The following is an 18,532-nucleotide window of genomic DNA, read 5'->3' on the forward strand; positions in this document are numbered from 1 at the left end:
TTATAGAACAGTTACTTAATTTGAGACAGTAAGTGTCTCATTCATAAATAGGTCAGTAGCACTTACCTCCTTATATAGGAGGTAATGTGTTGCTTACTAAAAAAGATAAATAAACAATGTAGAGAGGGTTTAGTGAAATGAAGTTGCATACACTTGTATCATGTTTGCATGATTTTCCAGTTGTTCCAAAAGAAAATCCAGAAATCACATCTATAGAAGCTGATTCACGTAAAGTGAAAGAGGGAAGCTTATTTGTATGTATGAAAGGATATACGGTTGATAGCCATGATTTTGCTAAGCAAGCAGCGGCACAAGGAGCGGCTGCTATTGTTGCGGAAAGACCAATTGATGTTGACGTTCCAGTTGTACTTGTGAAAAATACTTTTCGTTCGTTAGCGGTTTTAGCTGATTATTTTTATGGTCAACCGACACACAAGTTACATTTAATCGGAATTACAGGTACAAATGGAAAGACAACAACATCGCATATTATGGATGAGATTATGCGAGCACATGGTCATAAAACAGGGCTAATTGGAACGATTAATATGAAAATCGGTGATGAAACATTTGAGGTGAAAAATACAACACCAGATGCACTAACACTTCAACAGACGTTTTCAAAAATGGTTGAACAAGGTGTGGACAGCACGGTAATGGAAGTTTCGTCACATGCGTTAGATCTTGGTCGTGTACACGGATGTGATTACGATGTAGCGGTATTTACGAATTTAACACAAGATCATTTAGACTATCATCAAACGATGGAAGAATATAAACATGCAAAAGGGTTACTATTTGCACAGCTTGGCAATAGTTATAATCATAATGGCGAAAAGTACGCTGTGCTGAATAGCGATGATAATGTAACAGAAGAGTATATGAGAAGTACTGCAGCAACAGTTGTAACATATGGTATTGATACAACAAGTGACATTATGGCAAAAAATATCGTTATGACGAGTGGCGGGACTACATTTACGCTTGTCACACCATATGAAAGTGTAAATGTTACGATGAAATTAATAGGTAAATTTAATGTATATAACGTACTTGCAGCAACAGCAGCAGGACTTGTTTCGGGTGTGAAATTAGAAACAATCATTGCTGTTATAAAAGAACTAGCTGGGGTTCCAGGGCGTTTTGAAGTTGTTGATGGAGGACAAAATTATACAGTTATTGTTGATTACGCACATACGCCGGATAGTTTAGAAAATGTATTAAAAACTGCAAAACAATTTGCAAAAGGTGATGTGTATTGTATCGTTGGTTGTGGCGGCGATAGGGACCGAACGAAGAGACCGATAATGGCAAGTGTTGCAACAAAATATGCAACTCATGCAATTTACACATCAGATAATCCAAGAAGTGAAGATCCAGCGGCTATTTTAGATGATATGGTACATGGTGCAAGTGGGAAAAATTATGAAGTGATTATTGATAGAAAAGAAGCGATACACCATGCAATCACTAAAGCGAAAGCAGATGATATCATTATTATTGCTGGTAAGGGTCATGAAACGTATCAAATTATTGGTAAAGAAGTTCATCATTTTGATGATCGTGAAGTTGCTAAAGAAGCAATTAAAGGGCGTTTAAGCAACGAAGAGTAACAACGTGAGAGGAGGACTACATGTGCTTGAGCAAGGTTTATTAGTAACGGCTGGGGTAGCATTCTTAATTTCTGTTGCCCTTTCGCCATTGTTTATTCCATTTTTAAGAAAATTAAAGTTCGGACAGAGTATTCGTGATGAAGGACCAAAGTCACATCAAAAAAAATCAGGGACACCAACAATGGGTGGTATCGTCATATACGTATCTATGATGGTAACTTCACTTATTATGGCGATTAAGTTTAATTATTTAGGTGCAGAGGTTTCGTTATTACTATTAGTGACGTTTGGTTACGGATTGATTGGATTTTTAGATGACTACATAAAGGTAGTTAAGAAGAGAAATCTTGGTTTAACATCAAAACAAAAATTAGTAGGTCAGCTTGTTATTGCTATTGCATTCTTTTTAATTGGAAAAGGGCAAGCGTTCCACACATACATCATGATTCCGGGAACGGATGTTAAGTTTGAATTAGGTTGGGCGTATTTCGTACTTGTACTATTTATGCTTATTGGTGGATCAAATGCAGTTAACTTAACTGACGGTTTAGATGGTTTATTATCAGGAACAGCTGCTATTGCATTTGGAGCATTTAGTATTATTGCTGTGGCACAAGAGCAATTTGGAGTAGCGATATTCTGTATGGCAGTTGTAGGAGCTGTACTTGGATTTTTAGTATTCAATGCGAATCCAGCAAAAGTGTTTATGGGAGATACAGGTTCATTAGCTTTAGGTGGAGCCATTGCAGCTGTAGCGATTTTATTAAAACAAGAATTGCTACTTGTAATTATTGGCGGAGTATTCGTAATGGAAACTTTATCGGTTATCATTCAGGTCATTTCATTTAAAACAACAGGAAAACGTGTCTTTAAAATGAGTCCATTACACCATCATTATGAATTATGTGGTTGGTCAGAGTGGCGTGTTGTTGTGACGTTTTGGTCTGCAGGATTTTTATTAGCTGTGTTAGGAATTTATATCGGGGTGTGGATGTAATTGAAAACTGTAACTGAATTTCAAAATAAGAATATTCTTGTATTAGGCATTGCAAAAAGTGGTTATGCAGCAGCTACATTGTTACAAAAGTTAGGGGCAAATGTTATTGTAAATGACGGAAAGCCTTTAGCAGAGAATGTACTTGCTGCAGAATTACAAGCAAAAGGAATGGACGTTGTATGCGGTGGTCATCCTTTAGAATTATTAGAGAGAAATATTTCTCTTGTAGTAAAAAATCCAGGAATCCCGTATTCTAATCCAATATTAGTTGCTGCGAAAGAAAAGCAAATTCCAATTGTTACGGAAGTTGAATTAGCATATCGTATTTCAGAAGCACCATTTGTTGGGATTACGGGGTCTAACGGTAAAACGACGACGACAATGCTGACATTTGAAATGCTAAAAGAAGGACAAAAGCATCCTGTAATTGCAGGGAACATTGGAACTGTAGCGTGTGAAGTAGCACAGGGTGCAAAAGAAAGTGAAGTTGTAGTTACAGAACTTTCATCGTTTCAATTGATGGGAGTAGAATTGTTCCAACCTAAAATTGCTGCGTTTTTAAATTTATTTGAGGCCCACTTAGATTATCATGGGACGAAGAAAGAATATGGTTTAGCGAAAGCAAATATTTTTAAAAACCAAACAGAAAATGATTATAGTGTAATAAATGCGGATGATGCAGATGTGATGGCTTTGTCTGCGTATTCTAAAGGTCAAAAAATCCTGTTTTCGACAACGAAAGAAATTGAAGATGGCGCGTGTATAAAAGATAACGCTCTTTATTTCAAAGGTGAAAAAGTTGTTGAAGTAAGCGATATCGTTTTACCTGGTCAACATAATTTAGAAAATATTTTAGCTGCGATGAGTATTGCGAAATTATTAGGTACTTCTAATGAAGCAATTACGGTCGTGTTAAAACGTTTTACGGGTGTAAAACATCGTTTAGAATATGTAACAACGATTAACAACCGTAAGTTTTATAATGATTCAAAAGCAACGAATATGTTAGCGACTGAGAAAGCACTATCTGCGTTTACACAACCGATTGTGTTACTAGCAGGTGGGCTTGATCGCGGAAATGAATTCGATGATTTAATTCCGTATTTCAAAAATGTAAAAGCGATTGTAACATTTGGACAAACAGCTCCTAAACTAGTAAGAGCGGCAGAAAAAGCGGGATTAGATATAATTGAAAGTGCCGATACTTTGGATGAAGCAGTGGTGAAGGCTTATGCTCATTCTAAAGATGGCGATGTTGTTCTTCTTTCTCCAGCGTGTGCAAGCTGGGATCAATTTAAAACATTTGAAGAAAGAGGAGACATTTTTATACAAGCTGTGCATAAACTTATATAAAGTAAATCAAAACATCAGTAGGCTAACACCTACTGATGTTTTGTTACATAGGGCAAAAGGTTCTGCCTAAAGAGGTGGTGTTTGTGGGTAATGAAGAAAACGCCTGATTTTATTCTCATCATCGTAACACTTTCATTGTTGACAATCGGAATGATTATGGTTTATAGTGCGAGTGCAGTTTGGGCCTCTTATAAAATGGGGGACTCATTCTTTTTTGCAAAAAGACAATTACTGTTTGCGGGTCTTGGTGTAGTAGCTATGTTTTTTATTATGAAAATTGATTATTGGGTGTGGCGTACGTATTCAAAAGTGATTTTGCTAGTTTGCTTCATTCTTCTTATTCTCGTTCTTATTCCTGGAGTAGGTCTTGTTCGAGGAGGAGCACGAAGTTGGATTGGAATCGGAGCATTTTCGATTCAACCGTCAGAATTTATGAAGTTTGCGATGATTATTTTCTTGGCAAAGTTTTTAGCAGAACGGCAAAAATTGATTACATCTTTTAAACGTGGTTTATTACCGGCTCTTAGTTTTGTTTTTCTTGCTTTTGGGATGATTATGTTACAGCCAGACCTTGGGACAGGAACGGTAATGGTTGGGACATGTATCATTATGATATTCATTTCGGGAGCGAGAGTCTTTCACTTTGCAATGTTTGGTTTGATTGGTGTAGCAGGATTTGTAGGGTTAATTGCATCAGCACCGTATCGAATGAAACGCATTACATCATATTTAGATCCGTGGTCAGATCCGCTCGGGAGTGGATTTCAAATTATCCAATCATTACTTGCAATTGGACCTGGTGGATTATTTGGGCTTGGACTTGGACAAAGTAGACAAAAATTTCTTTATTTACCTGAACCGCAAACTGACTTTATATTTGCAATCTTATCCGAGGAATTAGGTTTTATTGGTGGTTCATTTGTGTTATTATTATTTAGTCTATTATTATGGCGCGGGATTCGTATCGCATTAGGAGCGCCAGATTTATATGGTACGTTTTTAGCAGTAGGTATTGTGGCGATGATTGCGATTCAAGTAATGATTAATGTTGGTGTTGTAACAGGACTGATGCCTGTTACGGGTATTACCTTGCCGTTTTTAAGTTATGGTGGATCAAGTTTGACATTAATGTTAATGGCAGTAGGTGTATTATTAAATATAAGTCGCCATTCTCGCTACTAAACCCTGTTTATAAGACAGGGTTTTTCGTATGTGTGTAAAAATGCAATATGTATATAGAAATAAGTATAATGGAAATAAGAAAAGAGAAGCGGAGGAGTTAGTAGTGCGTGTATTAGTGAGTGGTGGGGGTACTGGTGGTCATATTTATCCAGCTCTTGCTTTAATTAGAGAAATAAAAAAGTTAAATCCAGAAGCGAGATTTTTATATATTGGTACGGAAAATGGACTAGAGAGTACAATCGTTCCAAAAGCAGGTATACCATTTCAATCTATTGTTATAAGTGGATTTAAACGAAAAATATCATTAGATAATGTGAAAACAGTAATGCGTTTTCTAAAAGGTGTACAGGATAGTAAACGATACATTCGTCGTTTTAATCCGGATATCGTAATTGGAACGGGTGGATATGTATGTGGACCAGTTGTATACGCTGCAGCCAAACTAGGTATTCCAACTATTGTACATGAACAAAATAGTGTACCAGGTGTAACGAACAAGTTTTTAAGCCGTTATGTTGATAAAGTTGCTGTTTGTTTTGAAGCAGCTATAGAGCATTTTCCAGAGTCAAAAGTGGTAATGACAGGCAATCCACGAGCATCAGAGGTAATGGATCAAAATGGAATGAAGGGGAAACGTTCAGTTGGGCTTTCTCTTCCTAAAAAGTCTGTACTTATATTTGGTGGAAGTCGTGGGGCTAGACCGATTAACGATGCCTTCGTTGAAGCAATTGAACAGTTTGGGAACAAAAGCTACGAAATACTATATGTAACGGGTGAAGTACATTATGATAAAGTGATGGAAGCCGTGAAGCAAAAAGGAAACCCAAGCAATGTTATTATTAAGCCGTTCATTCATAATATGCCAGAGGTACTAACTGGTGTAGACCTTGTTGTTTCAAGGGCTGGGGCAACAACACTTGCAGAATTAACAGCGTTAGGAAAACCAAGTGTGTTAATACCGAGTCCGTATGTAACAAATAATCATCAGGAAAAGAATGCACGTTCAGTTGTTGATAAAGGAGCGGCAAAAATGTTACTTGAAAAAGATTTAACAGCTGAAACGCTTATTCGTGATATTGATGAGATTTTATTGAATGCACAAACATTACAAAATATGAAGCTAGCGGCTAAGCAACTAGGTATTCCAGATGCAGCAAATAAGCTGTATGAAGTAATGAATAAGCTTGTAAAAAAATAAAGTGAGGCTTTAATCAGTGGGGAGTGATTCTCTCTCTTTGATTATTATCTTTCACTAATAGGATGTTTACTGACATCCTGATTCCGTCTAATTTCTTTGTTATCGCCGAATTTTGATTTAGGAGCTGTACTGCCCGTAAATAGAGGGATAACGTTAGGTGAACGCCCTGCATATTATTGTCATAAGGAGACTTAATATGGGGGAGATTGTCTATGGAACAATTAGTAAATGAGCTTATAGAAGCAGACGTTGGTCGTGTTTTAGTTAACGAGCCGTTAGCACGTTATACAACTATGAAAATAGGTGGACCAGCGGATATTTTAATTGTGCCAAAGCATGTAGCCGGTATTGAAAAAACATTACAGTTAGTAAAGCAATACAAAACGAAGTGGACTGTAATTGGTCGCGGTTCAAACCTTCTTGTATCTGATCAAGGCATAGAAGGTGTTGTTATTCGTTTAGGAGAAGGATTAGATCACTTAGAGGTCGAAAAACATAAGGTAAGAGTTGGTAGTGGATATCCTCTTATTAAATTGTCAACTTTACTTAGTCGTCAAGGGTTAGCTGGATTGGAGTTTGCGAGCGGTATTCCAGGAAGTGTCGGTGGTGCAGTATACATGAATGCAGGTGCACATAAATCGGATATATCGAGTGTATTATCGAAGGCTCTCATTCTGTTTGAAGACGGTACAATTGACTGGTTAACAAATAAAGAACTGGAGTTTTCTTATCGGGCATCTGTATTGCAAACGAAACGTCCTGGTATTGTTTTAGAGGCGGTGTTTCAATTACAGGCGGGAAAACGTGAAGAAATTGTACGTAGTATGCAAAATAATAAAGATTACCGCCGTGAAACGCAACCATGGAATCACCCGTGTGCAGGAAGTGTATTTCGGAATCCAATCCCACATTTTGCAGGAGATTTAGTAGAAAAAGCAGGGCTTCGTGGTTATAGGATTGGTGGAGCTCAAATTTCTGAAATGCATGGCAATTTTATTGTTAATACCGGGGGAGCTTCAGCGCAAGATGTATTGTCTTTAATTGAATTAATAAAACATACAATTAAGGATAAATTTGATGTAGATATGCACACAGAAGTAGAAATCATTGGAAGATAACGGTTATTCGTTCCGCTCATTATCATTTATGTTATAATAAGAAGATAAGAACGGCATGAGGAACATGCCGTTCTTTATGTTACATAGGGGGATCGTACATGAATAATAGTAAAGTGATTAAACTACAAGATCGTGTACCAAAATTGAAAAATCAAAAGAAAAAAAACAAAAAAAATGTTAATCATCGATTGATTTTATACATATCAATTTTATTTTTATTAGTGCTCTTTTTAATTTATTTTCGGTCTCCGCTTAGTAATATAAAAAAGATTAGTGTGTTTGGAAATCACTATATGACGGATGAGCAAGTAATGAAGGATTCAGGCGTGACATATGATACAAGTTATTTCCGAGTGACAGCACATAAAGCTGAAGAAAACTTAACGAAGCGAAAAGAAATTAAAGCAGTAAATGTAAAAAAACGTTTTCCAAACAAGATTGATATTCATATCGAAGAATATTTAACGATTGGTTATATAAATAAAGAGGGAAAATTACAACCGTTATTAGAAAATGGAAAAACGCTTGATGTACTACCTAATGGAAAACTTCCTGTTGCAGCACCGATTTTTGAACCTTTTAAAGAAGAGAAAATGAAGGAGTTAATCGCTGAACTAGAAAAATTAACACCAGCTATTTTAAAATCTATTTCGGAGATTCGCTATTCACCAACGAATGCGAATGAAGATCATCTTACTTTATATATGAATGAAGGTTATGAAGTGAGCACTACGATTCAAAATTTCGCAAAACGTATGGAAGCCTATCCACTTATTTTAAAAACAATTGAGCCAGGTAAGAAGGTATTAATTGACTTAGAAGTAGGTGCATATACGAAAGAATTAGGTGCGGAAGAAAAAAAAGAATAGAATGGTAGTTTTCGTTGCTTATAGCAGAAAAAACAAAACAAACGTTCTATTATATGTATACGAATTTAGAAGAATGGTTCATTTGATGAAAAATATGTAAAAATTCTTAGATTCATACTAGTATTGGTACAAGTTTCACTTTTCTATGAGTACATCTTAGTGTAGACTTATACTTGGCGGTAAACTTTACACTCGAAATAGAATTATTTCAAGATAAGCAGTTATTCATAGTTTACTGCGATATTCTTAATTGAATGCTAAATAAAAATAAGAAAAATATAGGGTTAAAAAAGGGAAACGTATAAAGACGTTGAATATTTTTCTTATAAATAGTAAAGTTGCGATTGTTGTTCCATATATTGAGTTGTATGGTATAAATAAAGAAGGAGGTGCCAAAGAATGAACAGCAATGAAATATATGTTAGTCTTGACATCGGTACATCCAATGTTAAAGTCATCATTGGTGAAATGGTTAATGACAGCTTAAACATTATTGGTGTTGGAAATGTAAAATCAAATGGTTTAAAGAAGGGATCGATAGTTGATATAGACGAGACTGTTCGATCAATTAAAAAAGCAATTGAACAAGCTGAGCGCATGGTGGGAATCCACATTGAGCAAGTTGTAGTAGGTGTCAATGCAAACCAGGTACAGCTACTTCCTTGTCACGGAGTAGTCGCTGTTTCAAATGAAGATCGTGAAATCGGGAATGAAGATGTCTTACGCGTTCTAGATGCAGCACAAGTTGTGTCAATTGCTCCAGAACGTGAGTTTATTGATGTGGTACCTCGACAGTTCATCGTAGACGGTCTTGACGAGATTAACGATCCACGCGGGATGATCGGTGTAAGATTAGAAATGGAAGGTACACTTATTACAGGCTCGAGAACTTTACTACATAACCTACTTCGTTGTGTAGAAAAAGCAGGTCTTGAAATTGTTGATATTTGTCTTCAACCTTTAGCGGCTGCAACAGTTGCTATATCTTCAGATGAAAAAAATAGAGGAGTAGCCCTTGTTGATATGGGGGGAGGCTCTACAACTTTATCTATTTTTAAAGATGGAGAGTTACAAGCGACGAGCGTATTACCATTAGGTGGAGACCATATAACGAAAGATATTGCGATTGGGTTGAAAACTTCAACAGAAAATGCAGATCAAATTAAGTTGAAATATGGACATGCTTTTTATGATACAGCATCTGAAGAAGAGATGTTTACGGTTTCTATTATGGGAAGTGATCAAACAGAACAATATTCTCAGTTGGAATTATCGGATATAATAGAGGCTCGTGTAGAGGAAATTTTAATGTTTGTTCAAGATGAAGTGCGTAAGTTAGGAGTAAAGCAAGTGGCTTCTGGTTATGTACTAACTGGCGGAATTGCTTCTATGCCAGGTGTTCTTGATCTTGCATATGATATTTTACATGAAAATGTTCGTGTAGCAACTCCTGATTATATTGGTGTGCGTGAGCCTCAATATACAAGTGGAGTTGGATTAATTAAACATTCTTATCAAAAAGCTAAATTACGTGGGAAAAATGTGCAGGAAAAGCAAGAGCATTTTGAACCAGTACCAGCACCAGCACCAACGCCGGTACAACAGCAACCCGCGAAACAAAAAACTCGTAATCAAAACAATAATAATCAAAATGATGACCGCATGATGTCAAAAGTAAAACGTGTATTCCGTTATTTATGGGATTAAAATTGGACACGAAAAATGAGGTTCTAGGGGGATTTCGACATGTTAGAGTTTGATACTACTCAAGATCAATTAGCGAATATAAAAGTTATCGGTGTCGGCGGTGGCGGAAACAATGCTGTAAACCGTATGATTGAACACGGTGTACAAGGTGTAGACTTTATCGCTGTGAACACTGATGCACAAGCATTAAATCTATCAAAAGCTGAAACAAAAATGCAAATTGGTGGAAAATTAACGCGTGGACTTGGTGCAGGCGCAAACCCTGAAGTAGGGAAAAAAGCTGCAGAAGAAAGTAAAGAACAGATCCAAGAAGCACTTCGTGGTGCGGATATGGTCTTCGTAACTGCCGGTATGGGCGGTGGAACTGGAACTGGTGCAGCTCCAGTTGTTGCTCAAGTTGCAAAAGAATTAGGTGCTTTAACAGTTGGTGTTGTAACACGTCCATTTACTTTTGAAGGACGTAAGCGTGCGACGCAAGCAGCATCTGGTATTGCAGCATTTAAAGAAAATGTAGATACTCTTATTGTAATTCCAAACGATCGCTTATTAGAGATTGTTGATAAAAATACGCCAATGTTAGAAGCATTCCGTGAAGCTGATAACGTATTACGTCAAGGTGTTCAAGGTATTTCGGATTTAATTGCAACGCCAGGTTTAATTAACTTAGACTTTGCAGACGTAAAGACAATTATGTCTAATAGAGGTTCTGCTTTAATGGGTATTGGTTCTGGTAACGGGGAAAATCGTGCTGCAGAAGCTGCGAAAAAAGCGATTTCTAGTCCATTACTAGAAACATCTATTGATGGAGCTCAAGGTGTTATCATGAACATTACGGGTGGCGCTAACTTAAGCTTATATGAAGTACAAGAAGCGGCAGATATTGTAGCTTCAGCTTCAGATCCAGAAGTAAATATGATCTTCGGTTCTGTTATTAACGAAGGATTAAAAGATGATATCGTTGTAACTGTAATTGCAACTGGTTTTGATGATAGCATTGCAACTCAACCACCAAAACCAATTATTCGTCCGAATGCGAACCACACGCAACAACAGCAACAACCAGTAGCTCAACCTTCAAAACAACGTGAAGTAAAACGTGAAATGAAGCGTGAAGAGCCAGTTGTACATGAGCGTCATTCAGATTCAGATGATATCGATATTCCAGCATTTTTACGTAACCGTCGTAGACGATAAAAAAAGGAGCTTTCATGCTCCTTTTTTGTTTTTTAAATGGAAAAGACCTGCTAAGCAGGTCTTTTTTTTATTTGGTATATTTTGTTGGTGAAAATAAGAGTATATCATTCTATGAATTTGTACTTTTATTTTTTACCGACAGATTATGTCTAGAAATCACAAAATAACAAAAAAACACCTCCGCAAATTGACACACTTTCCTATTGGATATGCATTATACTAGTCTCAACTTGAAAAAAGAGGTGAATTGTTTGGTTGTTTACGCCGACGTTGTTTGGTTGTTAAACGCCTGCATTGATTTTCTTTTGCTTTTATTAACAGCTACCGTGTTAAAAAAGAAAATCAAAAAATGGAGGCTTGTGTTAGGGGCATTTATAGGTTCAACTATTGTTATTTTTGCCTTTACTCCTTTTGCTTCTATGATGACACATCCAATTATGAAACTACTGTACTCATTACTTATTGTGTATACAGCATTTGGGTTTACAACATTTAGAAATTATGCACAAACTGTTTTTACTTTTTACTTTGTAACCTTTATGGTTGGCGGAGGATTAATTGGAACTCATTTCTTTTTGCAAACGAATGAAATGGTAAATGGATTGGTTCAATCTCAGTCAATTTCTTACGGTGATCCAATTAGTTGGTTATTTGTTATTTTTGGTTTTCCAGTAATTTATTATTTTTCTAAAAAGCGTATTGAAAGCGTAGAGGTCACGAAAATACACTATGATCAAATTGTGAAAGTAAAAATTCAATTAGCAGAAGAAGAACTAGAACTGGCAGGTCTTATTGACAGTGGGAACCAACTTTATGACCCATTAACAAAAACACCCGTTATGATTATGCATGTTTCATCATTAGAACATTGCTTACCATCTTGGTTAACAGAACAAATTTATTCCAAAACAGAAATTCCTCAAATACCAGAAAATGATTCTGGTTGGGCGACAAAATTACGCTTAATTCCTTTCCGTGCAGTAGGAGTAGAGAGTCAATTTTTGTGGGCAATTAAGCCTGACAGTGTGCAAGTTGACCATGAAGGTAGTTCTATTGTTGTAAACAAAGTATTAATTGGATTAAATACACAACAGCTGTCTACTAATGGGGAGTATCAATGTATTGTGCATCCAAAAATGTTAATTTCGCAAAAAATGGTAATCGCTTAATAATGAGAGGCGGGATAATATGATGAAATTAAAATTTTATTTAGTATACCTTTGGTATAAAGTATTGCTGAAATTAGGAATTAAGACCGATGAAATTTATTATATTGGTGGAAGTGAAGCGTTGCCACCACCGTTAACAAAAGAAGAAGAGGAAGTTCTTTTGAATAAATTGCCAAAAGGAGATCAGGCAGCAAGGTCATTACTTATTGAACGTAACTTAAGGCTCGTTGTATATATAGCAAGAAAGTTTGAAAATACAGGGATAAATATTGAAGATTTGATTAGTATCGGAACAATCGGCCTTATTAAAGCGGTAAATACATTTAATCCAGAAAAGAAAATAAAATTAGCAACATATGCATCGCGTTGTATAGAAAATGAAATTTTAATGCATTTACGTCGAAATAACAAAAATCGTTCGGAAGTTTCTTTTGATGAACCACTAAACATTGATTGGGATGGGAATGAACTGTTATTGTCTGACGTGTTAGGTACAGATGATGATATTATTACAAAAGATTTAGAAGCTACTGTAGATCGTCACCTTTTAATGAAAGCATTACACCAATTAAATGATCGTGAAAAACAAATTATGGAACTTCGGTTTGGGCTTGCTGGAGGAGAGGAAAAGACGCAAAAAGATGTGGCTGATATGCTTGGGATTTCACAGTCATACATTTCGCGTTTAGAAAAAAGAATTATAAAAAGATTACGAAAAGAATTTAATAAAATGGTGTAAAGAATAAGACCAGCCGTTATGTAGGCTGGTCTTATTCTATTTAGTTGTATTAGGAAAGATAATTTAAATAACAAATCGTGAAAAAACCACATGCATAAAATCCCCTTCAAAGGAAATACTTTACACTGTACAGCAACTCCCGATAGGAGGGAACACTTTGACGAGAAACAAAGTAGAAATTTGCGGTGTTGATACAGCTAAACTTCCAGTATTAAAAAATGAAGAGATGCGTAAATTATTTCGTGAAATGCAAAGTGGAGAGATAAGCGCAAGAGAAAAATTAGTGAATGGAAACTTACGTCTTGTACTGAGCGTCATCCAAAGATTTAATAACAGAGGAGAATATGTTGACGATTTATTTCAAGTTGGTTGCATCGGACTTATGAAATCAATTGATAATTTTGATTTAGGCCAAAATGTAAAATTTTCAACGTATGCTGTGCCGATGATTATTGGGGAAATACGCAGATATTTGCGTGATAATAATCCGATTCGCGTATCGCGCTCATTGCGAGATATTGCGTATAAAGCTTTGCAAGTAAGAGAAAAGTTGATTGCAGAAAATTCAAAAGAACCAACAGCAATGGATATTGCAAAAGTGCTAGAAGTAACTCATGAAGAGATAGTATTTGCTTTAGATGCAATTCAAGATCCAGTCTCATTATTTGAACCGATTTATAATGATGGGGGAGATCCTATCTTTGTTATGGATCAGTTAAGTGATGAAAAACAAAAGGACGAGCAGTGGGTTGAAGAATTAGCATTGAAAGAAGGAATGAAGCGTTTAAATGATAGAGAGAAAATGATTATTAGAAAACGTTTCTTCCAAGGAAAGACACAGATGGAAGTTGCAGAAGAAATTGGGATTTCCCAAGCGCAAGTATCACGTTTAGAGAAGTCAGCCATTAAACAAATGAATAAAACGATTCAAGGATAAGGTCTCACCAATTATGGTGAGACCTTTTTATATGTAATATGGTTTGTGCTCATAGTAGGGGATTAGTGTTCATATAATTTCGTATAGGTGGCTTCCTGTAAATATGAGAAACAGTTTCCAATTTGTCATATAAGGGAGAGGATGAAAATGGTGATACGAATTTCAGAGTTACAGATGAAGGATGTTATAAATATTTCAGATGGAAAAAGGATTGGGAATATTGGAGATATTGAAATTGATATGAACACAGGGAAAATTTGTTCTGTTATTATTTCCAAACAGACACGTATGCTAGGTATTTTTGGAAAAGATGTTGAGATTGTAATTCCTTGGAAGGAAATTGTGAAAATTGGGGAAGATGTCATACTTGTAAGAGTAAATCCTGTTAATTCTGTAACAGAATCAATACAAACACCGACAATTTCATAAAGAATATTACAAATTCCTCTTTTTTTTCTGTTAGGATTATGAAAAAATAAAAGTATGGTAAAATAGACAGGAAGTACCATGCTTTTTTCTGTTATTTTAATTAAAAGGAGCCGCTTTATTATGAGAGAACCATTTAAATATGTGGACGGTATACTGTATTTACAAGCGTGGAAAGAACTTGGAAACATTACTGCTGGATTTACGACAAAAGATGGTGGGATAAGTACGGGCTCCTTTCATGCGATGAATTTAGGATTACATGTGAATGATATCGTGGAGAACGTTCATGAAAACAGACGCATTTTAGCAAATAAGTTACAAAAACCATTAGAAAACTGGATTTGCTCTGAACAAGTTCATGCTCATCATGTTGAAAAAGTAGGGCAACAGGAAAAGGGAAGTGGTGTCTATTCATATGAGGACGGCATTTCAAAAACAGATGGCATTTATACGAGCAATGAAGATGTTCTGTTAACGTCTTGTTACGCGGATTGTGTTCCGCTCTATTTTTATGCACCATCACATGGTATGATAGGACTTGCGCATGCTGGATGGAAAGGTACTGTACAAGAGATTGCAAAGGAAATGATTCAAAAGTGGAATGCAGAAGGTATTTCAAGTGATGAAATTCATGTTGCAATTGGGCCGTCGATCGGATCTTGTTGTTATGTTGTGGATGATCGTGTATTAACAGCAGCACAGGAAGTAGTTAGGGGTGCTGTTCCTCATCAAAAAATTTCTGACGGGCAGTACGCAATTAATTTAAAAGAAATTAATCGTATATTATGTGTACAAGCAGGCATAAAAGAAGAGCATATTGTAATGTCATCTCTTTGTACAAGCTGTGAAGAGCAACTATTTTTCTCTCATCGTCGTGATCAAGGTAAGACAGGAAGAATGTTGAGTTTCATAGGTTTTAAGGAGGAAGAAAGCAAGTGACAGTACAAGAAAATTTAGTAATTGTAAACGAAGCTATTAAAGAATCTTGCGCTCGAGCTGGACGTTCGTTGCAAGATATTAAACTTGTTGCAGTTACAAAAACTGTAGGGATTGAAAAAACAAACGAAGTAATTGAAGCTGGAGTTATCGATTTAGGTGAAAATAGAAATGAAGGTTTCTTACAGAAATACGAGCATTTCGGTTCAAAAGTTAATTGGCACTTTATTGGCTCATTACAAACGAGAAAAGTAAAAGAAATCATTAATGAAATTGATTATTTACATTCGTTAGATCGTCTTTCACTGGCGAAAGAAATTCAGAAACGTGCTGATAAGAAAGTGAAATGCTTTATTCAAGTGAAAACCTCATCTGAAGAATCGAAGCAAGGATTGGCAATAGAAGAGGTTGTTTCTTTTATTCAAAGTTTGCAAGAATTCGATAAAATTGAAGTGGTTGGACTAATGACGATGGCTCCATTTACAGAAGAAGAGGAAGAAATCAGACGCTGTTTTAAGGAATTACGTATGCTGCAAACAGAGGTGCAGGAGCTAGAGTTATTACATGCGCCATGTAAAGAATTATCAATGGGAATGTCCAACGATTACAAGATTGCAATTGAAGAAGGGGCTACATATATTCGTTTGGGAACGATTTTAGTAGGAAAAGCGTAAAAGGAAGGAGAATCTTATTATGAGTTGGTCAAAAGTAAAATACTTCTTTTTTGATACACCGGAAGAAAAAGAAGCAGCTCAATATGGTTATGAAAAGGAGCAAACAGACATGAAAAAGCAGCAAGATCCACCAGAACAACAAGACGTTACGTTTCCGAAAGCGCAACCGAAGCAAAATGTTGTGAGTATTGAAACAGCAAAACAATCTTCAAAAGTTGTTTTATTAGAACCACGCACATATTCGGAAGCACAAGGGATTGCGGACCACTTAAAAGGTAGACGAGCTGTTGTAATTAATTTGCAGAGAATGTCTACTGATCAAGCGGTACGTATCGTTGACTTTTTAAGTGGTACTGTATACGCTATAGGCGGGGACATTCAAAAAATAGGGCCGAAAACATTTATGTGTACACCTGAAAATGTAGATATTGTTGGTGCGATTTCAGAGTTATTCGGTGAAGAAGAAGAAACAAATATAAAGAGGTGGTAATACGCCATGACAACAGTTTTTATAGTGTTAAGTTATGCTATCGAGATTTACTCGTGGGCACTTATTATTTACATTCTCCTATCATGGTTTCCTGGTGCGAAGGAATCATCTTTTGGAGAGTTCCTGGCACGTATTTGTGAACCGTATTTAGAACCGTTCCGCCGCTTTATTCCGCCGCTTGGAATGATTGATATTTCTCCAATCGTTGCGATCTTTGCGTTGAAACTTGCTAAAACTGGTTTGTTCAGTTTATTAAGCTATTTCTTATAGTAAGAAGGTAAATACATGAGCATCTACGAACATTTTAGGCCTGATGAGGAGGTCTTTGTGGATAAAGTGCTAGAGTGGAAGCGAGCGGCGGAGTACCATCAAGTGAAGTTAACGGATTTTCTCGATCCTAGGCAACAACAAATTGTTTCTATGGTAATAGGACAAGGTGATGTTGCTGTGCAATTTGGTGGTGCAACGCCTAATGCAGAGCGTAAAAGAGCACTTATTTATCCAGACTATCTAGAATTAAATGAAGAAGAATTTCAAGTAGAAGTATTAGAAATTGACTATCCTTCCAAGTTTTATACGCTAGAACATAGGCAAATATTAGGTACATTTATGTCTCTTGGTTTAACAAGAGAAAAATGTGGTGATATTTTGCTGCAAGAAAATCGTGCCCAAATTGTAGTTGCGAAAGAAATTGTATCGTATATTGAGATGAACTTACAATCAATAGGGAAAGTAAAAGTCTCTTTAGCGTCAGTGCATGGAGAACAAATTCTACAGATACATGAAACGTGGGGAGAGAAATCTGGAACGGTTTCTTCACTTCGTTTAGATGTTATGTTAGCTGAAATGTTACATTTATCTAGACAGAAAGTACAACCTTTCATAAAAAATGGTTTAGTAAAAGTCAATTGGAAAACAGTGGAGCAAACTTCTTATGAATGTTATCCAGGAGATGTTTTTTCTGTTAGAGGATATGGCCGAAGTAAATTATTTTCTGTAGAAGGTAGAACAAAACGCGACAAATGGAGAATTTTGTATGGTATACTAAAATGATTGGTTTTTTAGAAGGAAATCCTCCTATTTTGTCGAAGAAAAGATATAATTGAAAGAGGAAATTTAGATAACTACTTGGAGGTGGCGTTGTGCCGTTAACACCATTAGATATTCATAACAAAGAATTTGGTCGCGGATTCCGTGGCTATGATGAAGATCAAGTAAATGAGTTTCTTGATCAAATTATCAAAGATTATGAATTGGTCATTCGTGAGAAAAAAGCTTTAGAAGAAAAAGTTGCGCAGTTAGAAGGGAAGTTAGATCATTTCTCTAATATTGAAGATACGTTAAACAAATCTATCGTTGTTGCACAAGAAGCAGCGGAAGAAGTAAAACGTAATGCGCAAAAAGAAGCGAAATTAATTGTGCGTGAAGCTGAAAAGAATGCTGATCGTATTATTAACGAAGCATTAGTAAAATCAAGAAAAGTTGCTTTTGATATTGAAGAGCTAAAGAAACAAGCGAAAGTATTCCGAACTCGTTTCCGTATGTTATTAGAAACACAGCTTGAGATGTTAAACAACGATGATTGGGATAAACTAATTGAATTAGAAGACGAAGTAGATGAACTGTTGAAAAAAGAAGAAACAGTGTAAGCTTGACGTTTTTCTCATTATTACATATAATTTTAAACAACATATTTATTAAGAAAAACGAAGATAGGGATAAGTACCTTTTCAAACCTTATATAGCGAACTGAGGATGGTGTAAGCTCAGGATAAGGAGATAGTGGGAATATCACCCTGGAGTTCCGCGCTGAACAAATAGAGTAAGCGTAGGCGTGTATTCGCGTTAAGAATATAAAGAGGATTCTATACATATGTATATGATCTACTAGGGTGGTACCGCGGGAGACTTTCTCGTCCCTTTTTGG

Annotated in this window: 19 protein-coding genes and 1 other annotated feature; all 19 genes read left to right on the top strand. The window is 36.1% G+C overall.

What is annotated here, in order from left to right; all coding sequences use genetic code 11:
- Nucleotides 1-137: 137 nt before the first annotated feature.
- The 19 genes from murE to divIVA all read left to right on the top strand — a co-directional run bounded on the left by murE (nucleotide 138) and on the right by divIVA (nucleotide 18,254).
- Nucleotides 138-1,613: a UDP-N-acetylmuramoyl-L-alanyl-D-glutamate--2,6-diaminopimelate ligase gene (gene murE, locus ACTFRY_RS04910; RefSeq protein WP_000766319.1), complete on the top strand. Its 1,476-nt coding sequence runs from the start codon at nucleotides 138-140 to the stop codon at nucleotides 1,611-1,613.
- A gap of 22 nt (nucleotides 1,614-1,635) precedes the next feature.
- The gene (gene mraY, locus ACTFRY_RS04915; protein ID WP_000893060.1) at nucleotides 1,636-2,610 is read left to right on the top strand and encodes a phospho-N-acetylmuramoyl-pentapeptide-transferase; all 975 of its coding nucleotides are present in this window, start codon (nucleotides 1,636-1,638) and stop codon (nucleotides 2,608-2,610) included.
- The gene (gene murD / locus ACTFRY_RS04920; RefSeq protein WP_098616213.1) at nucleotides 2,611-3,963 is read left to right on the top strand and encodes a UDP-N-acetylmuramoyl-L-alanine--D-glutamate ligase; all 1,353 of its coding nucleotides are present in this window, start codon (nucleotides 2,611-2,613) and stop codon (nucleotides 3,961-3,963) included.
- A gap of 90 nt (nucleotides 3,964-4,053) precedes the next feature.
- Nucleotides 4,054-5,145 (top strand): stage V sporulation protein E, encoded by a 1,092-nt coding sequence (gene spoVE / locus ACTFRY_RS04925; protein WP_000753520.1) that lies wholly within the window; start codon nucleotides 4,054-4,056, stop codon nucleotides 5,143-5,145.
- 103 nt (nucleotides 5,146-5,248) lie between these two features.
- Nucleotides 5,249-6,343, top strand: coding sequence for an undecaprenyldiphospho-muramoylpentapeptide beta-N-acetylglucosaminyltransferase (gene murG, locus ACTFRY_RS04930; RefSeq protein WP_021728036.1), 1,095 nt, complete (start codon nucleotides 5,249-5,251; stop codon nucleotides 6,341-6,343).
- Between the two features lie 212 nt (nucleotides 6,344-6,555).
- Complete coding sequence (gene murB, locus ACTFRY_RS04935) at nucleotides 6,556-7,461, top strand: UDP-N-acetylmuramate dehydrogenase (RefSeq protein WP_000437024.1); 906 nt, start codon at nucleotides 6,556-6,558, stop codon at nucleotides 7,459-7,461.
- A gap of 98 nt (nucleotides 7,462-7,559) precedes the next feature.
- Entirely contained in the window at nucleotides 7,560-8,330 is a 771-nt protein-coding gene (gene divIB / locus ACTFRY_RS04940) for a cell division protein DivIB (protein ID WP_001065789.1), read from the top strand.
- 399 nt (nucleotides 8,331-8,729) lie between these two features.
- Nucleotides 8,730-10,037, top strand: a complete 1,308-nt coding sequence (gene ftsA, locus ACTFRY_RS04945) for a cell division protein FtsA (RefSeq protein ID WP_098361292.1) — start codon at nucleotides 8,730-8,732, stop codon at nucleotides 10,035-10,037.
- A 39-nt stretch (nucleotides 10,038-10,076) separates the two neighbouring features.
- Nucleotides 10,077-11,231: a cell division protein FtsZ gene (ftsZ, locus tag ACTFRY_RS04950; protein WP_000888984.1), complete on the top strand. Its 1,155-nt coding sequence runs from the start codon at nucleotides 10,077-10,079 to the stop codon at nucleotides 11,229-11,231.
- Between the two features lie 251 nt (nucleotides 11,232-11,482).
- Nucleotides 11,483-12,400 carry a sigma-E processing peptidase SpoIIGA gene (gene spoIIGA / locus ACTFRY_RS04955; protein WP_000261970.1) on the top strand — a complete coding sequence of 306 codons (918 nt, stop codon included), beginning with the start codon at nucleotides 11,483-11,485 and terminating at the stop codon, nucleotides 12,398-12,400.
- Between the two features lie 19 nt (nucleotides 12,401-12,419).
- Nucleotides 12,420-13,139 (top strand): RNA polymerase sporulation sigma factor SigE, encoded by a 720-nt coding sequence (sigE, locus tag ACTFRY_RS04960; RefSeq protein ID WP_000976948.1) that lies wholly within the window; start codon nucleotides 12,420-12,422, stop codon nucleotides 13,137-13,139.
- 157 nt (nucleotides 13,140-13,296) lie between these two features.
- Nucleotides 13,297-14,076, top strand: coding sequence for an RNA polymerase sporulation sigma factor SigG (gene sigG / locus ACTFRY_RS04965; protein WP_000197755.1), 780 nt, complete (start codon nucleotides 13,297-13,299; stop codon nucleotides 14,074-14,076).
- A gap of 147 nt (nucleotides 14,077-14,223) precedes the next feature.
- Nucleotides 14,224-14,505 (top strand): YlmC/YmxH family sporulation protein, encoded by a 282-nt coding sequence (locus ACTFRY_RS04970; protein WP_000236745.1) that lies wholly within the window; start codon nucleotides 14,224-14,226, stop codon nucleotides 14,503-14,505.
- A gap of 120 nt (nucleotides 14,506-14,625) precedes the next feature.
- Nucleotides 14,626-15,444 (top strand): peptidoglycan editing factor PgeF, encoded by an 819-nt coding sequence (pgeF, locus tag ACTFRY_RS04975; RefSeq protein ID WP_001209006.1) that lies wholly within the window; start codon nucleotides 14,626-14,628, stop codon nucleotides 15,442-15,444.
- Nucleotides 15,441-16,115 (top strand): YggS family pyridoxal phosphate-dependent enzyme, encoded by a 675-nt coding sequence (locus ACTFRY_RS04980; RefSeq protein ID WP_000218007.1) that lies wholly within the window; start codon nucleotides 15,441-15,443, stop codon nucleotides 16,113-16,115. Before pgeF ends, ACTFRY_RS04980 begins: the two co-directional genes overlap by 4 nt.
- 19 nt (nucleotides 16,116-16,134) lie before the next feature.
- Nucleotides 16,135-16,605, top strand: a complete 471-nt coding sequence (locus ACTFRY_RS04985) for a cell division protein SepF (protein WP_000119129.1) — start codon at nucleotides 16,135-16,137, stop codon at nucleotides 16,603-16,605.
- A 6-nt stretch (nucleotides 16,606-16,611) separates the two neighbouring features.
- On the top strand, nucleotides 16,612-16,875 hold the full coding sequence (locus ACTFRY_RS04990) for a YggT family protein (RefSeq protein ID WP_000214233.1): 264 nt from the start codon (nucleotides 16,612-16,614) through the stop codon (nucleotides 16,873-16,875).
- Nucleotides 16,876-16,890: 15 nt separating this feature from the next.
- A complete protein-coding gene (locus tag ACTFRY_RS04995) occupies nucleotides 16,891-17,658 on the top strand; it encodes an RNA-binding protein (protein ID WP_016118557.1) in 768 nt (255 codons plus the stop codon).
- 89 nt (nucleotides 17,659-17,747) lie between these two features.
- Complete coding sequence (gene divIVA, locus ACTFRY_RS05000) at nucleotides 17,748-18,254, top strand: septum site-determining protein DivIVA (protein ID WP_001131611.1); 507 nt, start codon at nucleotides 17,748-17,750, stop codon at nucleotides 18,252-18,254.
- Between the two features lie 51 nt (nucleotides 18,255-18,305).
- Nucleotides 18,306-18,529: a binding site (T-box leader), on the top strand.
- The last annotated feature ends 3 nt before the right edge of the window (nucleotides 18,530-18,532 follow it).

The sequence above is a fragment of the Bacillus cereus group sp. MYBK195-1 genome, from assembly GCF_051916605.1.
In the GTDB taxonomy this organism is placed as follows: domain Bacteria; phylum Bacillota; class Bacilli; order Bacillales; family Bacillaceae_G; genus Bacillus_A; species Bacillus_A cereus.

Bases quoted from the DNA above. Each gene is read 5' to 3' on its own strand.
- murE (WP_000766319.1), top strand. From the start codon at position 138: ATGAAGTTGCATACACTTGTATCATGTTTGCATGATTTTCCAGTTGTT.
- divIB (WP_001065789.1), top strand. From the start codon at position 7,560: ATGAATAATAGTAAAGTGATTAAACTACAAGATCGTGTACCAAAATTG.
- sigE (WP_000976948.1), top strand. From the start codon at position 12,420: ATGATGAAATTAAAATTTTATTTAGTATACCTTTGGTATAAAGTATTG.
- spoVE (WP_000753520.1), top strand. From the start codon at position 4,054: ATGAAGAAAACGCCTGATTTTATTCTCATCATCGTAACACTTTCATTG.
- ACTFRY_RS04985 (WP_000119129.1), top strand. From the start codon at position 16,135: ATGAGTTGGTCAAAAGTAAAATACTTCTTTTTTGATACACCGGAAGAA.
- ftsZ (WP_000888984.1), top strand. From the start codon at position 10,077: ATGTTAGAGTTTGATACTACTCAAGATCAATTAGCGAATATAAAAGTT.
- ACTFRY_RS04970 (WP_000236745.1), top strand. From the start codon at position 14,224: ATGGTGATACGAATTTCAGAGTTACAGATGAAGGATGTTATAAATATT.
- pgeF (WP_001209006.1), top strand. From the start codon at position 14,626: ATGAGAGAACCATTTAAATATGTGGACGGTATACTGTATTTACAAGCG.
- ACTFRY_RS04990 (WP_000214233.1), top strand. From the start codon at position 16,612: ATGACAACAGTTTTTATAGTGTTAAGTTATGCTATCGAGATTTACTCG.
- murB (WP_000437024.1), top strand. From the start codon at position 6,556: ATGGAACAATTAGTAAATGAGCTTATAGAAGCAGACGTTGGTCGTGTT.
- ftsA (WP_098361292.1), top strand. From the start codon at position 8,730: ATGAACAGCAATGAAATATATGTTAGTCTTGACATCGGTACATCCAAT.
- ACTFRY_RS04995 (WP_016118557.1), top strand. From the start codon at position 16,891: ATGAGCATCTACGAACATTTTAGGCCTGATGAGGAGGTCTTTGTGGAT.